The following is a 19,421-nucleotide window of genomic DNA, read 5'->3' as shown; positions in this document are numbered from 1 at the left end:
CACCTTCCTGCACACCTACAACTACCATCGCGGCCACACCGCACTCGGAGGCAAGCCACCCATCACCCGCGTCAACAACCCTGCGAGTCAATACATCTAGGGCGTGATCGAATCGAAGCCCGAGGGGTCCAGGTTCGAGGTCACGATCATGGAGCGACGTTCGTAGGCGGCATCGATGACGCGATAGAACGCCTCGGCGGCGGCCTGTCCGGACGGGAGCATGCCGATGTCGTCGACGACGATCGAATCGCTTCGGGTGATCTTCGCGACGGCCTTGGTGACGGTGTTGTCGACGGTGGCCCGCCCCAGATGCGCGGTCAGCGACTCCAGGGTGAACCAGGAGACCTGCATTCCGGCGTCGATGGCCTTGTGGGCCAGGGCCTCGGCGAGGTGGCTCTTGCCTGTCCCGGACGGCCCGGCGACAGCCAGATTCTCCGCGCGGCCGATCCATTCCAGGGTCATCGGCGCGTGCTGAGTTGGCAGCGGGATCGAAGAGTCGGGCTCCTTCCAGGACTCGAAGGTCTGGCCGGAGGGCAGGCCGGCCTGGCGGTGGTGGTTGCGGCGGGTGGCCTCACGTCGGGGGCCGCCACGCGGAGGTAGGGGAAGCGCATCCGTCGCAGCACCGCGTCAGGCTCGGCTGGGATCGGCGGCGCCAGGGGCGCGGGCGGGACGGGGGAAGGTGCGGGGATCAGCTCGGGCTGGTCGACGACGGTTGTGGCCATGGGGGAACTGCCTTCCTGCTGCTGATGGTTGAGTGCCCGGTCCGGGAGATCAGGTGGCCTGGCGGCCGAAGTGGGACCAGGCGCCGGTGCCCGGTTGCACCGAGTGGGCTTCGTCGGCGACGACCAGGTCGGCGAGCTCGACCGCGCCGGCCATCTTGACCCGGATCCGGGTGGTGCCGGCCGCAGCGGCCTCGATCAGCCAGGACTTGGCAAGCCGCCACTGAGCGGAGCGATGAGGATCCCCGACTCCAAGGTCGGCCAACTGCTGACGCTCCTGGACCGCTCCGGCGTTCCCCAGGAGTTGGAAAGACTCCTGAAAGACCGCCCAGGCCCCAAGGGGTGCGGCCTCGCGTAGTGCTGGCCGGTCTGCTCCTGTCGGCGTACTACACCGGCCGGGCCCGCCGCGCGGATCGCCTCCAGCGCAAGCGGATCTACCGCGTCCTGGACACGGTCACCACCGCCCTTGACCCGGTCCGCCGACCGCGCCTACACCGGCTGCAGCCCACCCTCTTTCCAGACTCCCGTCCGCCGGCTCGGCTACCGCCTCGCCCTGTATGACAAGGTCAAAAAGCGCGGCCTGCAAGGCAGTTGGCACCAGGCGCCTCTCGTCGACATACCGCCAGGACGTCCACTACCTCCACACCACATGGGACAACACCTACCGACCCATTCGCAGCCATAACGAAGGGGCCAACGGTCGCTTCAAGAGCGACAAGATCGACATCGGCAACCCCGAACACCGGCCCGCTCCCGGCCAGGTCACTCAAACACTTCTTCTCGCCGTCATGTTCACCGTCGCCAACCTGACGGTCCTGGAGACCTGGCTCACCGAACGCGACGGTCCCGGCGAACTCACCGACGCCGACTTCGAAGCCACAGGTCCCCTGCCCCCTACACCTCTCCGGCCATCACGCCGCCGGCAACCTTCAGTGGACGGCATCCGCCGCCGCGTAAAAAACGACGACAGCCTTGACCGGTACCAAAGGCGCGCTTACGATACCGATGACAGTACCCAGTGTGGGCTGGGTCACTCGATCGATCGTGATCGTTAGCGCAGTTCCGTAGCCCGCGAGTGGCTCCCCCGAGCGACTCGTGTGGTCATCCAACTGCCGCAGGACGGGGCGGACACCTGGTCCGCGCCGACGTGAAACTGAGGGAGGAGCAGGTATGACGAGAACTCGCATCGCGGCGGTGTGCGGGGCGCTGCTGGCGCTCACGCTGTCGGCGTGTGGCAGCTCGTCGTCGGACGGTCCCACCGGGTCGACCAGCGACGATGTCATCAAGCAGGCGAAGGCCTCGACGGAGCGGGCTTTCGCCGGCACCGATCGTGCCCTGCCGGCCGACGGTCCCGAGGCGCAGGCCGGCAAGACCGTGTGGGCGCTCGCCTGCAGCACCCAGGCGGCCGGCTGCGTCGTGCCGGCCCAAGGATTCGTCGAGGCCTCGAAGGCGCTCGGGTGGGAGGCCAAGCTGGTCGACGGCAAGGTTGACCCGGCGGTCTACAACTCCCAACTGCGGGCCGCCGCGGCTGCGAACGTCGATGCCGTCGCCTTGTTCGGCGTCGATTGCTCCGTGGTCAAGGCCTCGATCGAGGTGGTGCAGGCAGCCGGCGTCAAGGTCTACGGCGGCAACGCGCTCGACTGCGACGACAAGTTCAGCGACGGTGGCAAGCCCCTGTTCGACGAGTACCTACGGTTCAACCAGGACCTGATCTCGTACGAGGACTACATGAGCACCTTCGTCGGCCCCACGATCGCCGACTGGGGCATCGCCGAGACCGACGGCACGGCGGAGGTCATCCTGATGCGCCAGGACGACAATGCCACCCTCCGGATGGTCGGAGACGCCCAGGCCGGCCGCCTCGTTGAGTGCGACGGATGCGTGGTCCATGAGGTGACATTCACTTCTGTTGACCTGTTCGGCGGGAAGCTGCAGGGCAAGGCCGCCGCCGCGCTCCAGCAGTTCCCGAACGCGGACGTCGTCATGGTTCCCGCCGACTCGGCGATCACTCTCGGAGTGGGGGCGGCCGTCGACCAAGCGCGCCAGGGCGGGCGTAAGGACCTGCTGCTCGCGGGCAACGAGGGCGTTGCCTCGTCGATCACCCTGATTCGCAACGGGACGCAGTCCTACGCGGTCGGCCGGCCGCTCACCTGGACCGGCTGGGCTGCGGCGGACGGCCTGAACCGGCTCTTCGCCGGCGAAGAGCCGGTCGATTCGGGCATGGGCATCGGCAGCATGGACGCCGAGCACGTCCCCGACGGCGACGTGTACGACGGCAACCCGGCATCGTCGGGCTACCAGGAGAACTACAAGAAGACCTGGGGAGTGGACTGAGTGGTCGACGCCACCTCCGGGAGGCGGGCGAGAGCTCTGGCGCTCGCCCACCTCTCCAAGACCTTCCCCGGCACGCGAGCCCTCACGGACGTGAGCTTCTCGGTCGCGCCCGGCCACTTCCACGCACTCGTAGGCGGCAACGGCTCAGGGAAGTCCACGCTCATCAAGATCCTCGCCGGCGTCTACAGCGCCGACCGGTGTGGGTCGCTCCACCTGGGTGGCGAGAGCTTCGACGTCGAGCAGCTGACGCCGCGCTGGTCCCGGGAGGCGGGCATCAGGTTCGTCCACCAGGACCTCGGCCTGTTCCCGGAGCTGACCGTGACGGAGAACGTCCTCGCCGGCAGTCCTTTCCCCCGACGGCTCGGCGGCATCGACTGGTCCGAGGCACGCCGATCGGTCCAGCTACTGCTGGACGCGCTCGAGATCCCTGTCCACGCGCGGTCCCTCGTGCGTGACCTGCGACCCGCCGACCAGACGCTCATCGCGGTGGCGCGCTGCCTGCGCGACCGCGACTCCGGCGGCGTCGGTTTGCTCGTCCTGGACGAGCCGACGACGCGCCTGCCCGCCGACGAGGTGGACGGCCTGCTTCAGCGGCTGAGTGCCTACAGCAGTCGGGGCCAGAGCATCCTCTACGTCACTCACCGGCTCGACGAGGTTCTCAGCTACGCCGACACCGTGACGGTGCTGCGCGACGGCCGCCACGTCGACACGCGCCCCGCGGCCCAGCACTCTCGCGAGAGTCTGGTGGCGCACATAGCAGGACACGCGCCCGCGGAGCGACAGCGCCGGCCGCGGACTTCCTTCGGACCAGCCGTGCTCTCGGTCGAAGGCCTGCGGGGTGGTCCCCTGGAGAACGTCACCTTCGGTATCCGCGCCGGGGAGGTCGTGGCCCTGGCCGGGTTGGTCGGCAGCGGCCGGACCAGCGTGATGCAGAACGTCATGGGAGCAGTCAAGCCGCGGGGAGGCTCGGTCTCGGTGAGCGGCCGACGGCTCCGGTCCGGGCACGTCGCCGAGGCGATCTCGCGTGGCCTCGCGCTCGTCCCCGAGGAGCGGGCGCGCGACGGTGCGTTCCTGTCCCTGTCGGTGACCGAGAACCTCTCGGCGTCGACGATCGGCCGGTACCGGCGCGGTGGCTGGTTGCGGCGCACCGACGAGCGCGGGGATGCCGAGCGCGACATCGACACTTACGGCATCAAGGGAACGGCGGACGCACCGATCGCCCGGTTGTCGGGCGGGAACCAGCAGAAGGCCGTGATGGCGCGGGCGATGAGGTCCGCCCCGGTCGTCCTCCTCCTGGACGAGCCGACGCAGGGGGTCGACGTCGGTGCACGGGCCGACATCTACGCCCAGATCGACGCGGCCGTCGCCGGCGGTGCGGGAGTGCTCCTTGCGACGTCCGACCTCGACGAGTTGCTCCATCTCGCCGACCGGGTGCTCGTGCTTGCCGACGGCCGCATCACAAGCGAGGCCTCGGGTCCGGATATCACCCGCACATGGATCTTCGACAACGTCTACCCGCACGAAAAGGCATCGACATGACATCCCAGCACGCCCGTACCACCCTCGAGATGCCGACCGGGAAGCCACCCGCCGAGGACAACGCCGTGACGACGACGAATGGATGGCGCCCGTCGCTCCTGCGCCTGACCGAGCGTTTCGGACTCGTGATGCTGCTGCTGGGCGTCGCGATCTACTTCGCCCTCGATCCCGCCACGTCGGCGACGTTCCCCACGGTGTCGAATCTCCGCAACATAGTGGCCAACGACTCGGTGCTGATCCTGGCGGCGCTCGCCGCCCTGATCCCCTTGGTGGCGCACCGCTTCGACCTCTCGGTAGGAGCGATTGTGGCACTGACGTCGATCGCCGCGGCCAAGGCGACCACCTCGATGGAGCTGCCGATCCTCGTCGGCGTGGTAATCGCCGTGACGATCGGTGCGCTGGTTGGGCTGGCGAACGGGATCCTCATCGCGTACTTCCGGGCCAACTCGCTCGTCATCACCCTCGGCATGGCCACCCTGCTCGGGGGTGTGGCGTCCGCGTGGTCCGGTCATCAGACCATCGTCGGCGTCCCCGTGACCCTCACGAACTTCGGCAACGGCCTGTGGTTCGGCGTCCCGCGGCCGGTGTACCTCGTCATCGTGGCCTCACTGGCGGTGTCCTTCCTCCTCGGGCTGACGATCTTCGGGCGGCGTCTGTTGTCGGTGGGTGTCAACGAGACGGCGGCACACCTCGTGGGCCTGCCGGTCCAGCGCACGGTCGCTCTCGCCTTCGTCGCCTCGGGCGCGCTCGCCGGCCTGGCGGGTGCTCTGCTCCTCGCCCGGACCGGTAGCGCGGCCTCCGGGGTCGGGGTGGGCTACCTGCTCCCGGCGCTCGCTGCGATCTTCCTGGGGTCGACCACCATCTGCCCGGGGCGCTATACCGTCGCGGGCACTCTCGTCGGCGTGTTCTTCGTCGCCATCAGCATCAACGGCTTGACCCTCGCAGGAGCGGCCGACTGGGTCGAGCCCGCGTTCAACGGCGGCGCCGTCATCGTCGCGGTGGCGGTTTCCTCGCTGCTGACCCACCGTCGCCTGACGGGTGCGTCGCGATGATCGCCTTGTACGAGCTCGACGCGGAGGAGACCGCGATCGTCGCCCTGGTCCGCGACTGGGTCGACCGCGAGGTCAAACCCGTGGTCCAGGAACTGGAGCACGCCAACACCTACCCCGAGAAGCTCATCGCCCAGATGAAGCAGATGGGCATCTACGGCCTGGCCATCCCCGAGCCGTGGAACGACGCCGGGGTGAGCGCCCCGTGCTACGCCGCGGTCACCGAGGAGCTCGCCCGCGGATGGATGAGCCTCGCCGGTGCGATGGGCGGCCACAGCGTCGTGGCGAAGCTCCTGATCGACCACGGCACTCAGGAGCAGAAGGACCACTACCTGCCGCGCATGGCCACCGGTGAGATCCGCGCGACGATGGCGCTGACCGAGCCGGGAGGGGGTTCTGACCTGCAGGCCATGCGCACGACGGCCCGCAAGGAGGGCGACGACTACGTCGTCAACGGCTCCAAGACCTGGATCACGAACGCGCGGCGCTCCCAGCTCGTGGCGCTCCTGTGTCGCACAGACCCGGACGCGGAGCCCGTGCACCGGGGCATCAGCATCCTGCTGGTCGAAAAGGGGCCGGGCTTCGAGGTCTCCCGTGATCTGCCGAAGCTCGGCTACAAGGGAGTCGAGAGCTGCGGGCTCTCCTTCGACGGGTACCGCACCCGGCAGAGCAGCCTGCTCGGGACCGAGGAGGGCCAAGGGTTCGCGCAGATGATGCGTGGTCTCGAGATCGGTCGCATCCAGGTTGCCTCGCGGGCGCTGGGCGTCGGTGCCGCGGCCCTCGAGGACGCGCTGCGCTACAGCCAGGAGCGCGAGAGCTTCGGCAAGCAGATCTGGGAGCACCAGTCGATCGGCAACTACCTGGCCGACATGGCCACGCAGTTGACCGCGGCCCGTCAGCTCGTGCAGTACGCAGCGCGGCGCTTCGACTCCGGTGAGCGCTCCGACATGGAGGCCGGCATGGCCAAGCTCTTCGCATCCGAGGTGGCCATGAAGATCGCCCTTGACGCGGTGCGCATTCACGGCGGTTACGGCTACTCCACCGAGTACGACGTGGAGCGGTACTTCCGCGACGCGCCGCTCATGATCGTCGGCGAGGGTACCAACGAGATCCAGAAGAACGTCATCGCCCGCCAACTCGTCAAACGGAACCCGGCCTGATGGGCGTCAGTAACCGCACTTGGTTGTTCGTCCCCGCCACGACCCCACAGCGGTTCGCCGGCGCGGCGGCCTCGGGTGCCGACGCCGTGATCCTCGACCTTGAGGACGCCGTCGGTGTCGATGCCAAGGACTCGGCCCGTGGGTCGGCTGCGGCGTGGCTCTCGAACGCAGGCCGGGCCTGGGTGCGGGTCAACGCGACCGGCACGCCGTGGCACGACGACGACGTCGCGGCACTCGCCGGGCTGCCCGGCGTGCTGGGTCTCGTGGTGCCGAAGGCCGAGGACCCGGTGGCGCTCACGGAGCTGGCCGGACGTCTGCCGGCCGGGCGGGGCCTGGTCGCGCTGGTGGAGTCCGCACTGGGCGTCCACCGGTCCATGGAGATTGCCGAGGCCCCCGGCGTGGAGCGGCTGGCGTTCGGCTCGCTCGACTTCGCGGTGGACGTGCGGGCCGAGCACGTCGACGACGCGCTGCTGCCGACGCGCAGCACCCTCGTGCTCGCCTCCCGCGTCGCGGGGCTGCCCGCACCGATCGACGGCGTCACGACCTCGGTCCGCGACACCGACCTCGTCGCCGCAGAGGCCCGACGGTCCCGCGCGCTCGGGTTCGGCGGGAAGCTCTGCATCCATCCTGCCCAGCTGGAGGCGGTGGCGCGGGTGTTCGCGCCGACCGCAGAGCAGCTGGCGTGGGCTCGCGGCGTCGTCGAGGCAGCTGCGGCTGTGAGTGGAGGCGTGGTCGCCGGTCCCGATGGTCACATGATCGACAAGCCCGTGATCGATCGCGCACGCGCGATCCTGCGGGACTGAGCAGGAAGGGATCCCGCATGCTTCCTCTGGAAGGACTCACCGTCTTGTCGCTCGAGCAGGCCGTGGCCGCACCGTTCGCGACCCGGCACCTCGCCGACCTCGGCGCCCGTGTCATCAAGGTCGAGCGACCCGGCGCGGGCGACTTCGCCCGCGGCTACGACCGCACCGTGCACGGAGACTCCAGCTACTTCGTGTGGCTCAACCGCGGCAAGGAGTCGATCGAGCTCGACGTCAAGGCGCCCGATGACCGCGCTGTGCTCGACGCCATGATCGCCTCGGCCGACGTCGTCGTGCAAAACCTTGTGCCCGGTGCCGTGGAACGTCTCGGCCTGGACGCGGCGAGCCTCCGAGCACAGCGCCCGGAGCTGATCCACTGCTCGATCTCGGGGTACGGCACCGCGGGGCCGTACCGGAACAAGAAGGCCTACGACCTGTTGGTGCAGTGCGAGACCGGGCTGCTGATTGCCACAGGTACGCCCGACACCCCCAGCAAGGCCGGCACTTCGGTCGCCGACATCGCTACGGGGATGTACGCGTACTCCGCCGTTCTCGCCGCACTGCTGCGGCGCGCGACGCAAGGAATCGGTGCCACGATCGAGGTCGCGATGATCGATGCGCTGGGCGAGTGGATGAGCCAGCCCGCCTATCACGCGGTGCACGGAGGCACCGAGACGCGTCGCACTGGCGCGAAGCACGCCTCGATCGCACCGTACGGCCCCTACCCCGCCGGCGATGGAAACCTCGTGTTCCTCGGGGTCCAGAACGACCGCGAGTGGGCGAGGCTCTGCACCGAAGTCCTGCACCGGCCGGAGCTCGTCACGGACCCGAGGTACGTCGGCAATCCCGAGCGCGTGGAGAACGACGAGCAGATCACTCCGGTTGTCGCCGAGGCCTTCGCCGGTATCGATGCCGAGGAGATCGTCGCGCGCCTCGACGCGGCGGGCATCGCCTGCGCGCGCCTGCGGGCACCCTCCGAGCTTATGGCCCACCCACAGCTCCAGGCTCGCGACCGATGGCGCGAGGTTCGGACCCCGGGTGGCGTGATATCAGCGATGCTGCCGCCGGTGTCAATGGACGGTCAGGAGTCGCGCATGGGTGACGTCCCGCGCCTTGGTGAGCACAACGCGGCGCTACGCGCCGAGTTCGGAACCGGACGTACCGAGGTTTCCGCGTGAGCGAGCACCCGACCCACATCGAGCGCCGCGAGGTGCTCCGGCCAGAACCCGCGCTCGCGCTGACCCGCCTGCTGGAGGTTGGTGAGCCTGACTTCGATCGCGACGGTCTGCCGCTGCTGTGGCACTGGCTGTACCTCCTCGAGCGGCCGGCCCAGGCCGATCTCAGCACCGACGGCCACCCCGTCAGCGGCGTGATTCCAGCGCCGCCGGAGCCGGGGCGGCGTCGCATGTGGGCAGGCGGACGGGCCACGAGCCTCGCGCCGCTGCGCCTCGGCGTCCTGACGACCCGGCGCACCGAGATCGTGTCGTCGACCGACAAGAGCGGCCGCAGCGGACGGCTGACCTTCGTCGTGGTCCGCCACACGATCGAGCAGGACGACTCACCCGTCGTGATGGAGGAGCAGGACATCGTCTACCGCGACGCCGTGGCGCCGAATGCCCCGACGCCGGTCGAACAGGTCGAGGACATCGGACTGGAGCCGGGGGAGTGGCGTCTGCCGATCGATCCGGCGCTGCTGTTCCGGTTCTCCGCCCTGACCTACAACGCCCATCGCATCCATTACGACCGTGACTACACGCGCGAGGTCGAGGGGTACGCCGGGCTTGTGACGCACGGTCCGCTGCAGGCGATCGCGATGGCCGAGGCCGCGCGCGAGCGGGGAGCGGAAGGACGGGTCTCGATCGACTACCGACTGGTGTCCCCGCTGTTGGACCACCAGGGGCTGGTGGTCTCGGCGACCGCCGATGGTGCGAGCTGGCGCACGGGCGCGCGTGACCTTTCCGGCCGGGCGACAGCTCGCGGGCGAGTCACTCGAGGCGGGCTCGTGCAACCCTCCTGACCTATTCGACGCGATCCCGCTGACCCAGTGGTCATCGGCAGTCATCGGCATCCGCAGGCTGGGTGTGGCACCTGCGATGTCTGGCAGTGTGGACTGCGCTGCCGCGATGCCGGGCATGCGCGTAGCCGCGCGACGACCGCCTCTCGCCAGGGTGTCGGCGTAAGAGGTGGCCACGACACCCGGGGACGTGGACCGGTGCCGGGTCGTGATGTGCGGCTGTCGGGACGAACACGAACGGCGGCGCGGGTGGCGGGGACCGGTTGGCGCGGGCGGTGCTGACGCAGTACCGGATGGGCACCACAAGGCAGTTGCACCGGGTGCCCCCGGGGTACGGATCGAGCAGACCCGCCGCCGGCCGGCGAAGCTGCGGACCGAAGGGCTCGTCGACCGGGTGACGCTTCCTCTGGCCGGGCGGACCCGTGCCCGGTTCCCCACCGAGTACGGGTGCGGGCCGCGCTGGAGTGGCCGGAGCTCAACGGTCGGCGGCCACCGCGGCTGGTGTCCGATCCGGTGGCCGCGCGGCTGCGGGCACACCCTGGCGGTGACCGAGACCGCGCTCGCGTTCCTGGAAGCCCGCCGGTGCCGCGACGAGACATGCCTGCCGCTGGACTGGCTGCCGGAGGTGCACCATCCGATCTGCAACGGCGAGGCGATCATCCCGGACGCGCTGCTGTACTACCGTTCCGACGCGATGATGCGGGCGTTCATCGAAGTAGACCGGGCCACCATGGGCCCCGAGCGCCTGGCCGAAGACCTCATGTCCAACTCACCTGATTCGCGGGGCGGTGGGGTCAGGCGAGCGTCTTGTTGACGGCGGTGAAGAGTTGCTCGAAGCGGCCCAGAGTCGTCTCGGAGAGCCCCGGCAAGAGGGCATCGCGCTTGCGGAGCAGGGCGTCGGCAGGTCGGCCGTGCTCGATGAACGGGGATCCGGTTGCCCGGGTGATGCGTGCGATGTCGCTGTCCTTGACGCCGTCGGTGAAGGTATCGGTGAGCAAGAGTCGTTTCGGGGCCAGGAGGCCCTTGTTGGTGAGATTCTTGATCTTGGCGACTTCGGACGGGGTGCTGTCGATGAGGACGGTCGCCTGGAGGTTGGTGCCGATGAGGGCAACGAAGGCCGGGACGTTCGTGGCACCGCCGGCAGGCAGGATCCGCCAGCGCTCGTCGAGGTGAGTACGGCCTGCTTCCTTGAGGAAGTCGCTGATCAGCGTGAGGTACGTGTAGTCGCTGGTGCCTTCGACCAGGAGATTGTCGGGGCCGACGAAGAGGCTTTGGGCGATGTCGTAGCCGAGAGCTGCCTGCAGAGGGAAGAGCGAGTCGTCGGTGACGGCCAGGACCTCGTCGGTGACGACGGCGCCCGTGGCAGGCCCGCGGTCTTCAACAATCCGTACACGGTCGAGCCGGGCTGTTTCGACCATGAACGGTGAATGGGTCGTGTAGATGACCTGGGCGACGGGAGCAAGGCGCTCGTTGATGAAGCGCAGGAAGTCGGCCTGCGCCCCGGCCGTGGAGACTCAGTCCGGGCTCGTCGAGCAGGACGACGACGCCGTGCGGGTAGTTCTCGAACGCGGTGAATGCGGCAAGGAAGCTGAAGAACCACTGGAAGCCGGTGGAGCGGGCCTCGAAGTTGTTGGTGAACCCGTGCCGGCGGTCCTTGACGCGGATGTCGAGGTGGCTGGCGACAGCGGTCTGGCCGTTGGGGTGATGGACCGTGCGCTTGTCCAGGTCGATCTCCACGGACAGGTCCGGGTTCTGTTTCCAGTACTCGAAGACCTGCTGTGTGAGGTCGTTGCTGACCGCTTCGAGTTCGGCCTTGCGCTCTTCGAAGTCCTCCGCCGACAGGGCCCCGGCCGTCGTGCTGACGAGTTGCAGCAGGGCTCGGGCGGTCTGGATCGCGGAAGCACCGGGCTCTTCCTCCTGGCCGGCCAGGTCGGTCAGGGCGATCCGGCCGGGGAGGTTCTGGTAGTCGCTGAAGTAGAAGAACTTCGGTTCCCGCTCGCGCAGGATACGTGCAGCCTGCTGCCAAGCGCTCTTGTTCTCGCCCAGTCGCCGGCGTGCCGCCGTGACGAAGATGTCGATGTCCGCTGCGGTGTAGCCGGAGTCCTCAGCCGCTTCCAGGCCGCCAGCCTTCTCCAGGGCGCTGGCGATACTCCTCGTCCCGAGGACGCTGCGCAGCGCGGGCGGTATTTCCTCGTAGGGGGCCCGAGCGCGTCGGCGACAGCCTTCAGGTCTTCGTCGCCCAGCTCGAACGCGCAGGTGATCGGCCGCGCATCAGCGATCACCCCCGAGCGGGTGTCCAGGACCTTGCGCCACCGCGGGTAGTCCTGCCCCAGGTCAAAGGCGTCCTCGGAGTACACGGGATGGAAGAGGTAGATCGCCGACAGCAGGGCTGTCTTCCCGCTCTTGTTCTTGCCGACCAGAGCCGTGACGTCCGGTGAGATTGCGACATCACAGCTGTCAACGATGTTACCGAAGAGGCCACTTCGTACCCAAGTGAGCTGCATCCACCTATTCTGCGCGCACTTGGTCCGCGACCGACGGCGCGGGTCGGCTTGGCCGAACCGCCGGTGGGAGGCTTGCCCGGATCAGGTACGACGGCGCGAGAGCCGGCCGCCGGGCTTCCGCTCGGTCACCGTCTGGTGCTTGCAGTCCGACCGCCCGCCGGGCGTTGCCCGAATCACGGCACGGTGTTGGTACTTGCGGTGGCGCGCTTTCGCGCGAGGGCTCAACGGTTCATCCGGTGACCACCGCACCACGACCGAGGCGGCTGGTGGAGAGCCGCTGGTTGCCCAGCCGGCGGTTCCCGCGCGAACGTCCCGGCCACGCGCTGGACGGCCGCTGCCGGCCGATTGATTTGTTACAGGAGCGAGAGCTCACGACACGCTAATTTTGGGGCACCCCAACGCAGAGGAGAGCCCCGTGGGCAAGGTGGTCATGTACAGCTCGGTGTCGGTGGACGGCTTCGTCGCGGACGAGAATGACCAGCCCGGACCGCTGTTCGACTGGTTGTCCAGCGGTGACGTCCTGTTGGACGAAAGCGGCCAGCTGAAGGTGTCGCAGACGTCCTACGACTACACCCGGCCGTACTGGGACCAGATCGGAGTCACGATCGTCGGCCGCCACGTCTTCGACCTGACGGACGGCTGGGACGGAAAGCCTCCGGGCGGGATCGACCACGTGGTCGTCGTGTCGCACCGGCCGATGCCCGAGGGCTGGGACCCCGAGGCGCCGTTTCACTTCGTCGACGGCGTCGAGGCAGCCGTGGCCAAGGCGCAGGAGCTTGCGGGTGACCGCATGGTCGAGGTCGCCGCCGGCGACGTCGGTGGCCAGGTGCTCGCCGCGGGCCTGATCGACGAGGTGCGCATGGACGTCGTACCCGTCGTATTCGGGTCCGGCAAGCGCTACTTCGGGTCGGTCCAGGCGCAGCACCTGTTGGAGGATCCTGACGCTGTGATTCAGGGCAACCGGGTGCTTCACCTGCGTTATCGAGTGCGCCGTTGACCGATCTGAGCGGGGACGCGAAGAACGCGAAGAAGTCACAGCGAACGGTGACACAAGATCGGGCCTCCGGCGGCATTTGCGCATCGCTGTCCCTGGTCGGGCCGCCGACGGGTCCGACGCCCTCACCCGCCCCCGCCGCCGTGCCACCACCCGGCAGTGGACCCCGCACCGCAGCCTGCAATGGACCCTGGACGCGATCACCGCCGGGCCGGCGTTCGTCCGCAACGGCCGGATGGACATCCTCGCCGCCAACCAGCTCTTCCGCGCCTTCTACACCGACGTCTACGCGACGCCCGGCAACCAGCGGAACCTGGCCCGCTTCACCTTCCTCGACCCCGTCTCCCGCCGCTTCTACCCGGACTGGGACGCGTTCGCCGACATCACCGTCGCCATCGTACGTACGGAAGCCGGTCGCAACCCCCACGACAAGGACCTGCACGATCTCGTCGGGGAGCTGTGCACCCGCAGTGACGCCTTCCGCACCCGGTGGGGCGCGCACAACGTCCGCCAGCACGGCACCGGCACCAAGCACTTCCACCACCACGCCGTCGGCGACCTCTCCCTCGCCTTCGAAGGTTTGGAGATGGCCGCTGCTCACGGTCTCACCCTCACCATCTACACGGCCGAACCCGGCTCACCCTCCGAAGAAGGACTGCGCCTCCTCGCCACCTGGGCCGCCACCGAGGAAGCCGCCCCGGACACCGAACGGTCAGCAACCGACTGACCGCCGACGGCCCCCCCCGGGCCTGTCGCAGGGTGGCCTCGGTGCGCAGTTCGCCGAGCTTGAAGCCGAGACCGCCGGAGGAACCGGTCACCAAGTGGTGCTTGGTGTCCTTCGCGGGAAGCGGGCAGATGTTCTCCCTCTCGGTGAGGGGGACGGCGGTCTCTTCCTGGATGGTGGGGGCGACTTCGGTGGCGAGGAGTTCGATGGACCCCGGGGGCAAGGCCCCGCCCGGAGAGAGGGGGCCGGGTCAGGCGTTGAAGACGGCCTCGGCGCGGTCGCGGGTCTCGTAGAGCTCCCAGTACAGCGGGGCGATGTCCTCGGAGGCGGCGGTGGGGATGCCTTCGGGGCCTCCCTCGCCGATCCACACATTGATCGCGACGTGCGCGGCGTACACGCCGCTCCCGGTGAGTTCCTTGTTGAGGTTGAGGACCCAGTTGCGCAGTGCGCCGCCGGCGGCGTTGACGTTGCCGAGCATGGGGATCGGGTCGATCGAGCCGCCGCCGGTGGTGAACAGCAGCGTTCCGGCTCGGGCCTCACGCATGGCGGGCAGTACCGTGCGGGCGGCCTCGACGGCGCCGTAGAAGGTGTACTCGATCTGCGGCTGCAGGTTCTGAACCGTCGATTCGGCCGGAGTGGCCTGGGTGAAGCCCGGCACCGGGGAGTGCGGGGCCGGGGAGTACTCCAGAACATCGATGGCGCCGAACCGGGCCGTTGCCGCCTGAAGGGCGGCGACCAGCGACGGCCTGTCCAGTACGTCGGCGGGGAACGCCTCGGCGGTGATGCCTTCGCCGCCGAGCTGCTCGACCAGGGCGTCGAGCTTGGTCTTGGTGCGGGCGATGAGCGCGACATCGAAGCCGCGGGCGCCGAAGGTCCGGGCGATGGCCAGGCCCATGCCGGGGCCGGCGCCGATGATGGCGATAGCGGGCACGATCAGATCCTTCTTCAGGCGATGAGGGGAGGACGGGGGCGGGTCAGGAGCAGGTGACGGCGATCTTGCCGAGGGCGCCGGCGCCGAACGTGGCGAACGCCTCCTCGGCCCGCTCCAGCGGGTAGGTGGCGGTGACCGGCACGCGCAGCGTCCCGGAGGCGGCCTCCTCGGCCAGCGTGCTCAGTGTCCGGGTGTTGGTGTCGGCCATGACCGAGTGGACGGTGACGTCCTCGCGCTCCACATCGTCCTTGGTCAGGCCCAGGGTGGAGGCGATCTGTCCGCCCGGCTTGAGCAGGCCGGCAAGCGCAGCGCCGTCACCCGCCAGATGCAGGATCGCGTCCACGCCCTCGGGAGCGAGCGCGCGGACCTGCGCGGGAAGGTCGCCGGTGAAGTCCACCGTACGCACGTCCCTGTCCGTCAGGCCGGTGACGAAGTCCGTCTCGGTGCCGGGACGTGCGGTGGCGATCACCCGGGCCCCGCGGGCGGCGGCCAGCTGCACGGCCAGGGCGCCGACCCCGCCGGTCGCCCCGGAGATCAGCAGCGTGCCGCCCTGGGACACATCCGCGACCGTGAGGGCATCGAAAGCGGCGGTTCCGGCCAGGCCCAGCGCACCGGCGTCACCGATGTCCAGCCCGTCGGGGACGCGGGCGACCCCGTAGGCGGCGGACACGCTCACGTACTCGGCCAGCGATCCGGTGCCCAGGAACGGCTTCATCACCACACCGAAGACCGCGTCCCCGACAGCGAAACCCTCGGCGCCCTCACCCAGGGCCTCCACGGTGCCCGCGAAGTCCTTGCCGATCACCAGCGGGAACCGGTGCTCCATCATCCCCTGCAGGTAGCCGGCCGCCGTCGCGGCGTCGAAGCCGTTCACCGACGACACCGCCACCTTCACCAGCAGCTCGCCCGCCTCCGGACGGGGAACATCAACCTCGGCCACGGCCGGAACAGCCGGGACCTCATCCAGTGCGACAGCACGCATGAGTACACCCTTCAACAATTGGAACGGCCTTCCCGTTTCCTGTTGCCCAGCGTAACAACAGAACTGGGCCGCCTGTTCCACTTAGGTAGGATGGGTGGCATGTCCTCCGACGAAACTCCCGCGCAGACTCCGGACCAGCAGTCCGGAACGGGGCTGCGGATCGATGCGGAACGCAACCGTGACCGCGTCCTTGCCGCCGCACGACGCTTGTTCGCGAGCGAAGGGCTCGGGGTGTCCATGGCCTCGGTCGCCCGCGAAGCCGGCGTCGGCAAGGCCACCCTCTCCCGCCGCTTCGCCACCCGCGAGGACCTGATCACCGCCGTGTTCGCCGACCGCATGGACGCCTACGCCACGGCCGTCACCGAAGCCCTCGCCGACCCCGACCCCTGGCGCGGCTTCACCGGCTACGTCCAGGCCGTCTGCGCCATGCAGGCCGCGGACCGCGGCTTCGCCGACGTCCTGACCATCACCTTCCCCACCGCCAAAGCCCTCGAAGCCCGCCGTGCCGAGGCGTACGACGACTTCCTGAAGCTCATCGACCGCGCCAAGGCCACCGGTCGCCTGCGCGACGACTTCACCAGCGAGGACCTCGTCATCCTGCTCATGGCCAACGCCGGCGTCGTCAACGCCACCGGCGACGCCGCCCCCGACGCCTGGCAGCGCCTTGTCGGCCACATGCTCCGCTCCTACGCCGCCCCCGACGCTCCCCTCCCCGTACTGCCCGACACCCCCACGCCGGCAGCCCTCTACCGCGCCATGATCCGCCTCACGCGGGGCCGCCCCTCCTGACCCCGGCCAGGACGGGCCGCCGTCCTCTGGGGTCCTCCTCTTTCCTGACCGGCCGTCAGTACTGGTCCCGGAGGCCGTGCCCGGCCCCAGGTCCCGTCCGGCGGATCCTCCACGCCGCCCGGCGGTCACACCTTGCGAGCGTCCCAGGGGGTGCGGAGCCAGCCGTCGTAGGAATGGAGCAGGGCCACCAGAGCCGCCCCCAACCGCCAGTCAAGCTCGGGTGCGCTCAGTTCGAGCCGTTCCCTGAACGGTCGGTAGTCCAGGAGCAGGCGGCCGCCGGCGCGCCATCTGATGCGCCGTGGGGCGCGTGGGATGTCACCGTTGTTGAACAGCGCCCCGAGGAAGAGGAAGGGCAGCAGTGGGGAGAGCGGCCAGCAGACGAGCCACCAGAAGATCCGGCCCTTGTAGCCCACCGCTTCGGGGAGGCCGGGCTGTGTCACCGTCCAGCGGGTCCGTATGCCTCTGCCCCTGAGCGCCTTCTCGCGTACGACGGTGCCGATGACCTCACCGCCGGCGCCGAGCACCTGGTAGGTCGCCACCCCGTCGCGGGCCGACAGAGTCACCACTGTGGCCACCACGCCGCCACGGTTCTCGTCGCCCCACAGGATGAACGAACGAGCGCCTGTCTTGCGCGCCGCGAGGTAGGCGGGCAGGCCGCCTGACGGAAGTTGGCGCTCCACATACGCGACGGAACGGAGCGTTCTCGATTCTTCGAGATCGACCACGTTCCGGACGACCGGAGGTGGGCCTCCTGGCTCCAGGTCTTTGAGCTTCGCTGGAGGGATCCTCATGGTCAGGTCGGCTGTCACCCTGTGTGCTCCACGTTCATTCACCGCTCGTCCGCCTTGCTGGGGGCACCATAACGCGGCCCTGCCGACGGGTGTGCCGGTCGTTCGACCCACAAGGAACGGCGATCATGCGCACCATAAGGACACTTATCACACACTTCAAGTGCTTTGTCTTGTCCATTGGTCAACTAACCTTGACGCATGTGGCTTGGGGGACGCGAGGTCAGCGCGGATCGAGACGTCGAGTCGATGGCGGGCCCCAGATCCAGCGAGCATCTGTTCGATGCGACCGTCGAGCGGTACGGGTTGTGGCTCCGGTCCACCGTGGTGTTTCTGTGCAGTGCGCTCGGCATCGTCGCCGCGGACGCGGCGACGAATCCCCTGGCGCTGTCCCTGCTGCTGACCGCCCTGCTCGCCTGCGCCGTACGGCTCCACGGGCTGCGCCACCCGCTCCCGTTCGCCTGGCGGTGGGCGCTGGACGCGTTGGTGGTGGTGCTGACGGGGCTGTCCCAGCCGGTGCTCGGCGGCGCCGGCGCGGATGTGATGGTCGAGTCGATTCTCGGCATCTGCGTCATCACCTTCCAGCAGGAGTGGGCGGTGCGCCCCATGGTCGGCGCCACCCTGGCCGCACTGGGAGCTGTCGCCTGCGCGCTCGGCGACGTCCTCTCCTCGCCCGGCCACGGCCCGGAGCTGACCGCACTGGTGAAGCTGCTTGTGGTGGCGGGCCTGTCCAGGGCCGCGTACCTCATCGTCCGGACCCGCGCGAGGGCGGCCGACCGGTCGGCCGCGGCCTGGGCGGCGTCGCGCCGCGAGGCCGATGTCGCCGCCGCCCGGAGGGCCACCGAGCGGGAGTACCTGGCGACTCTGCACGACACGGCGAGCGCGACGCTGCTGATGGTCTCCCAGGGCGACGGCAGGGACTGGTCCTGGCTGTCCCCCCGGGCCAGGGAGGACCTGGAGGCGCTGTCCGCCATGCCGGGGTTCGAGACGGGGAGCGTCGACCTCGCGGAGCTTCTCCGCTGTGTGCCAGGAGCGCGCGAGGGCGAGGAGCAGGCCCTGGTACGGCTCAAGACGCGTATCGAGGGTCCGCTCACGGTTCCGTCCGGCCCCGGACTCGCGATATTCAACGGGGTACGGGAGGCCGTCACCAACGTGGCACGCCACGCCGGAGTCCGGGAGGCGGAGCTCAGGGCAAGGGCGGAGCAGGGTGGCGCCGTCGTCGAACTGTCCGACGCGGGACGTGGGTTCGACCCGGGCTCCGTCCCCGCGCGGCGCCGGGGCATCTCCAACTCCATCGTCGGCAGGATGCACGCGGTCGGCGGCTCCGCCACGATCACCTCGGAACCGGGCGGCGGGACCACCGTGCGGTGGCGCTGGCGGGCCGGGACCCAACAGCCGTGGGACGACGCGTGGCTGAAGGGCGAGCCGCGGACAGACCCGCTCCCCGCACCGGCGCAGCACGCGGCCGTCGTCCGCCTCATCCGCGGGCAGTTGCTGCACGGGGCCCAACTGGCCGCGCTGCTCATCAGCCTGCTGTCGCAGTTCGTGCTCTCCCTGCGGCAACTCACCGCCTACCAGGACGTGTACCGCCCCGCGTGGGCACAGACCGTGGCCTTCGTCTGCCTCATCGTCGTCGCGGTCGTCGGGGCCACCTATCTGCTGCGTGGCAGGCGGCTGCCGCCCGCCGTGCGTGGATGGGGCGTGGCCTCGGTGCTGGGCGTCTCGGCGGTGTGCGCGTTCACGCTCCCGCCGGAGCGGCTGACAGGCGCGGAGGACTGGTCGTTCGGGCTGGTCGGCTGGCACGCCCTGTTCCTGCTGGCGGACCTGCGGATCAGGGTGTTCGCGGCGTTCCTCGGGGCGCACATCGCGATCAACGCGACCGCCGTGTTCCTGCTGGGGACGCCGACCGCCGCGGACACCGCGGCGATGGGAATCGCGGCGGTCTCCACCTGCGGCTTCCAGCTCTCCGTCGGTGTACTGATGCACCTGCTCCACGACGCGGCGCCGGCGGCGGGGACGGCGGCGGCGCGTGAGGAGGAGCTGCGTACCCGGGAACGTATCCATGAGGACATGCAGCGTGATCACAAGGAGCGC

19 protein-coding genes and 1 pseudogene are annotated in these 19,421 nt (G+C 69.4%); 14 read left to right on the top strand and 6 right to left on the bottom strand.

Annotated features, from left to right (window positions below; translation table 11 throughout):
- Positions 1-96 precede the first annotated feature (96 nt).
- A complete protein-coding gene (locus ACFWV8_RS36375; RefSeq protein ID WP_384214456.1) occupies positions 97-537 on the bottom strand; it encodes an ATP-binding protein in 441 nt (146 codons plus the stop codon).
- Between the two features lie 234 nt (positions 538-771).
- On the bottom strand, positions 772-984 hold the full coding sequence (locus tag ACFWV8_RS36370) for a hypothetical protein (RefSeq protein ID WP_384214458.1): 213 nt from the start codon (positions 982-984) through the stop codon (positions 772-774).
- A 292-nt stretch (positions 985-1,276) separates the two neighbouring features.
- Here ACFWV8_RS36370 and ACFWV8_RS36365 point away from each other — a divergent pair, with 292 nt between their 5' ends.
- From ACFWV8_RS36365 to ACFWV8_RS36325, 9 genes are all read left to right on the top strand, one after another.
- A complete protein-coding gene (locus ACFWV8_RS36365) occupies positions 1,277-1,774 on the top strand; it encodes a hypothetical protein (protein ID WP_384214451.1) in 498 nt (165 codons plus the stop codon).
- Between the two features lie 115 nt (positions 1,775-1,889).
- Complete coding sequence (locus ACFWV8_RS36360; protein WP_384214449.1) at positions 1,890-3,053, top strand: substrate-binding domain-containing protein; 1,164 nt, start codon at positions 1,890-1,892, stop codon at positions 3,051-3,053.
- On the top strand, positions 3,054-4,592 hold the full coding sequence (locus tag ACFWV8_RS36355; protein ID WP_384214446.1) for a sugar ABC transporter ATP-binding protein: 1,539 nt from the start codon (positions 3,054-3,056) through the stop codon (positions 4,590-4,592). It abuts the gene before it with no gap.
- On the top strand, positions 4,589-5,644 hold the full coding sequence (locus ACFWV8_RS36350; RefSeq protein WP_384214443.1) for an ABC transporter permease: 1,056 nt from the start codon (positions 4,589-4,591) through the stop codon (positions 5,642-5,644). The genes ACFWV8_RS36355 and ACFWV8_RS36350 overlap by 4 nt, the downstream gene beginning before the upstream one ends.
- Positions 5,641-6,801, top strand: coding sequence for an acyl-CoA dehydrogenase family protein (locus ACFWV8_RS36345; protein WP_384214442.1), 1,161 nt, complete (start codon positions 5,641-5,643; stop codon positions 6,799-6,801). Before ACFWV8_RS36350 ends, ACFWV8_RS36345 begins: the two co-directional genes overlap by 4 nt.
- Complete coding sequence (locus ACFWV8_RS36340; RefSeq protein ID WP_384214439.1) at positions 6,801-7,604, top strand: HpcH/HpaI aldolase/citrate lyase family protein; 804 nt, start codon at positions 6,801-6,803, stop codon at positions 7,602-7,604. The genes ACFWV8_RS36345 and ACFWV8_RS36340 overlap by 1 nt, the downstream gene beginning before the upstream one ends.
- Before the next feature lie 17 nt (positions 7,605-7,621).
- On the top strand, positions 7,622-8,779 hold the full coding sequence (locus tag ACFWV8_RS36335; protein WP_384214438.1) for a CaiB/BaiF CoA transferase family protein: 1,158 nt from the start codon (positions 7,622-7,624) through the stop codon (positions 8,777-8,779).
- The gene (locus tag ACFWV8_RS36330; RefSeq protein WP_384214434.1) at positions 8,776-9,618 is read left to right on the top strand and encodes a mesaconyl-C4 CoA hydratase; all 843 of its coding nucleotides are present in this window, start codon (positions 8,776-8,778) and stop codon (positions 9,616-9,618) included. Before ACFWV8_RS36335 ends, ACFWV8_RS36330 begins: the two co-directional genes overlap by 4 nt.
- Positions 9,619-9,826: 208 nt before the next feature.
- Positions 9,827-10,429: a replication-relaxation family protein gene (locus ACFWV8_RS36325; RefSeq protein WP_384214454.1), complete on the top strand. Its 603-nt coding sequence runs from the start codon at positions 9,827-9,829 to the stop codon at positions 10,427-10,429.
- Here the strand turns inward: ACFWV8_RS36325 and ACFWV8_RS36320 are convergent.
- Positions 10,410-11,033 carry a hypothetical protein gene (locus ACFWV8_RS36320; RefSeq protein ID WP_384214432.1) on the bottom strand — a complete coding sequence of 208 codons (624 nt, stop codon included), beginning with the start codon at positions 11,031-11,033 and terminating at the stop codon, positions 10,410-10,412. The two genes, ACFWV8_RS36325 and ACFWV8_RS36320, sit on opposite strands and share 20 nt — an antisense overlap.
- A gap of 55 nt (positions 11,034-11,088) precedes the next feature.
- On the opposite strand from ACFWV8_RS36320, the gene ACFWV8_RS36315 reads away from it, so the two are divergent.
- The 3 genes and pseudogenes from ACFWV8_RS36315 to ACFWV8_RS36305 form a co-directional block, all read left to right on the top strand.
- Positions 11,089-11,937, top strand: a complete 849-nt coding sequence (locus tag ACFWV8_RS36315) for a hypothetical protein (protein WP_384214429.1) — start codon at positions 11,089-11,091, stop codon at positions 11,935-11,937.
- A gap of 597 nt (positions 11,938-12,534) precedes the next feature.
- On the top strand, positions 12,535-13,116 hold the full coding sequence (locus ACFWV8_RS36310; protein WP_384214427.1) for a dihydrofolate reductase family protein: 582 nt from the start codon (positions 12,535-12,537) through the stop codon (positions 13,114-13,116).
- Positions 13,117-13,213: 97 nt separating this feature from the next.
- A pseudogene (locus ACFWV8_RS36305) lies at positions 13,214-13,840 on the top strand (transcriptional regulator); the annotation flags it as partial.
- Positions 13,841-14,087: 247 nt separating this feature from the next.
- On the opposite strand, the gene ACFWV8_RS36300 reads toward ACFWV8_RS36305, so the two are convergent.
- Together ACFWV8_RS36300 and ACFWV8_RS36295 are read right to left on the bottom strand one after the other, a co-directional pair.
- A complete protein-coding gene (locus ACFWV8_RS36300) occupies positions 14,088-14,768 on the bottom strand; it encodes an SDR family NAD(P)-dependent oxidoreductase (protein WP_384214424.1) in 681 nt (226 codons plus the stop codon).
- 43 nt (positions 14,769-14,811) lie between these two features.
- Complete coding sequence (locus tag ACFWV8_RS36295; protein WP_384214422.1) at positions 14,812-15,750, bottom strand: NADP-dependent oxidoreductase; 939 nt, start codon at positions 15,748-15,750, stop codon at positions 14,812-14,814.
- 99 nt (positions 15,751-15,849) lie between these two features.
- On the opposite strand from ACFWV8_RS36295, the gene ACFWV8_RS36290 reads away from it, so the two are divergent.
- Entirely contained in the window at positions 15,850-16,539 is a 690-nt protein-coding gene (locus ACFWV8_RS36290; RefSeq protein WP_384214420.1) for a TetR/AcrR family transcriptional regulator, read from the top strand.
- Positions 16,540-16,664: 125 nt separating this feature from the next.
- Here the strand turns inward: ACFWV8_RS36290 and ACFWV8_RS36285 are convergent, their stop codons facing one another.
- A complete protein-coding gene (locus ACFWV8_RS36285; protein ID WP_384214418.1) occupies positions 16,665-17,330 on the bottom strand; it encodes a hypothetical protein in 666 nt (221 codons plus the stop codon).
- Between the two features lie 198 nt (positions 17,331-17,528).
- On the opposite strand from ACFWV8_RS36285, the gene ACFWV8_RS36280 reads away from it, so the two are divergent.
- Positions 17,529-19,421, top strand: a 1,893-nt coding sequence (locus tag ACFWV8_RS36280; protein WP_384214415.1) for a sensor histidine kinase, incomplete at its 3' end; no start/stop codon positions are given.

It is taken from the genome of Streptomyces sp. NPDC058665 (assembly GCF_042714995.1).
Lineage (GTDB): Bacteria > Actinomycetota > Actinomycetes > Streptomycetales > Streptomycetaceae > Streptomyces.
Note: the sequence above shows the minus strand (reverse complement) of the source record. Positions and strands in the feature narration are given on the sequence as shown.

Bases quoted from the DNA above. Each gene is read 5' to 3' on its own strand.
- ACFWV8_RS36365 (WP_384214451.1), top strand. From the start codon at position 1,277: ATGACAAGGTCAAAAAGCGCGGCCTGCAAGGCAGTTGGCACCAGGCGC.
- ACFWV8_RS36360 (WP_384214449.1), top strand. From the start codon at position 1,890: ATGACGAGAACTCGCATCGCGGCGGTGTGCGGGGCGCTGCTGGCGCTC.
- ACFWV8_RS36350 (WP_384214443.1), top strand. From the start codon at position 4,589: ATGACATCCCAGCACGCCCGTACCACCCTCGAGATGCCGACCGGGAAG.
- ACFWV8_RS36345 (WP_384214442.1), top strand. From the start codon at position 5,641: ATGATCGCCTTGTACGAGCTCGACGCGGAGGAGACCGCGATCGTCGCC.
- ACFWV8_RS36340 (WP_384214439.1), top strand. From the start codon at position 6,801: ATGGGCGTCAGTAACCGCACTTGGTTGTTCGTCCCCGCCACGACCCCA.
- ACFWV8_RS36335 (WP_384214438.1), top strand. From the start codon at position 7,622: ATGCTTCCTCTGGAAGGACTCACCGTCTTGTCGCTCGAGCAGGCCGTG.
- ACFWV8_RS36325 (WP_384214454.1), top strand. From the start codon at position 9,827: ATGTGCGGCTGTCGGGACGAACACGAACGGCGGCGCGGGTGGCGGGGA.
- ACFWV8_RS36320 (WP_384214432.1), bottom strand. From the start codon at position 11,033: ATGGTCGAAACAGCCCGGCTCGACCGTGTACGGATTGTTGAAGACCGC.
- ACFWV8_RS36315 (WP_384214429.1), top strand. From the start codon at position 11,089: ATGAAGCGCAGGAAGTCGGCCTGCGCCCCGGCCGTGGAGACTCAGTCC.
- ACFWV8_RS36295 (WP_384214422.1), bottom strand. From the start codon at position 15,750: ATGCGTGCTGTCGCACTGGATGAGGTCCCGGCTGTTCCGGCCGTGGCC.
- ACFWV8_RS36290 (WP_384214420.1), top strand. From the start codon at position 15,850: ATGTCCTCCGACGAAACTCCCGCGCAGACTCCGGACCAGCAGTCCGGA.
- ACFWV8_RS36285 (WP_384214418.1), bottom strand. From the start codon at position 17,330: ATGAGGATCCCTCCAGCGAAGCTCAAAGACCTGGAGCCAGGAGGCCCA.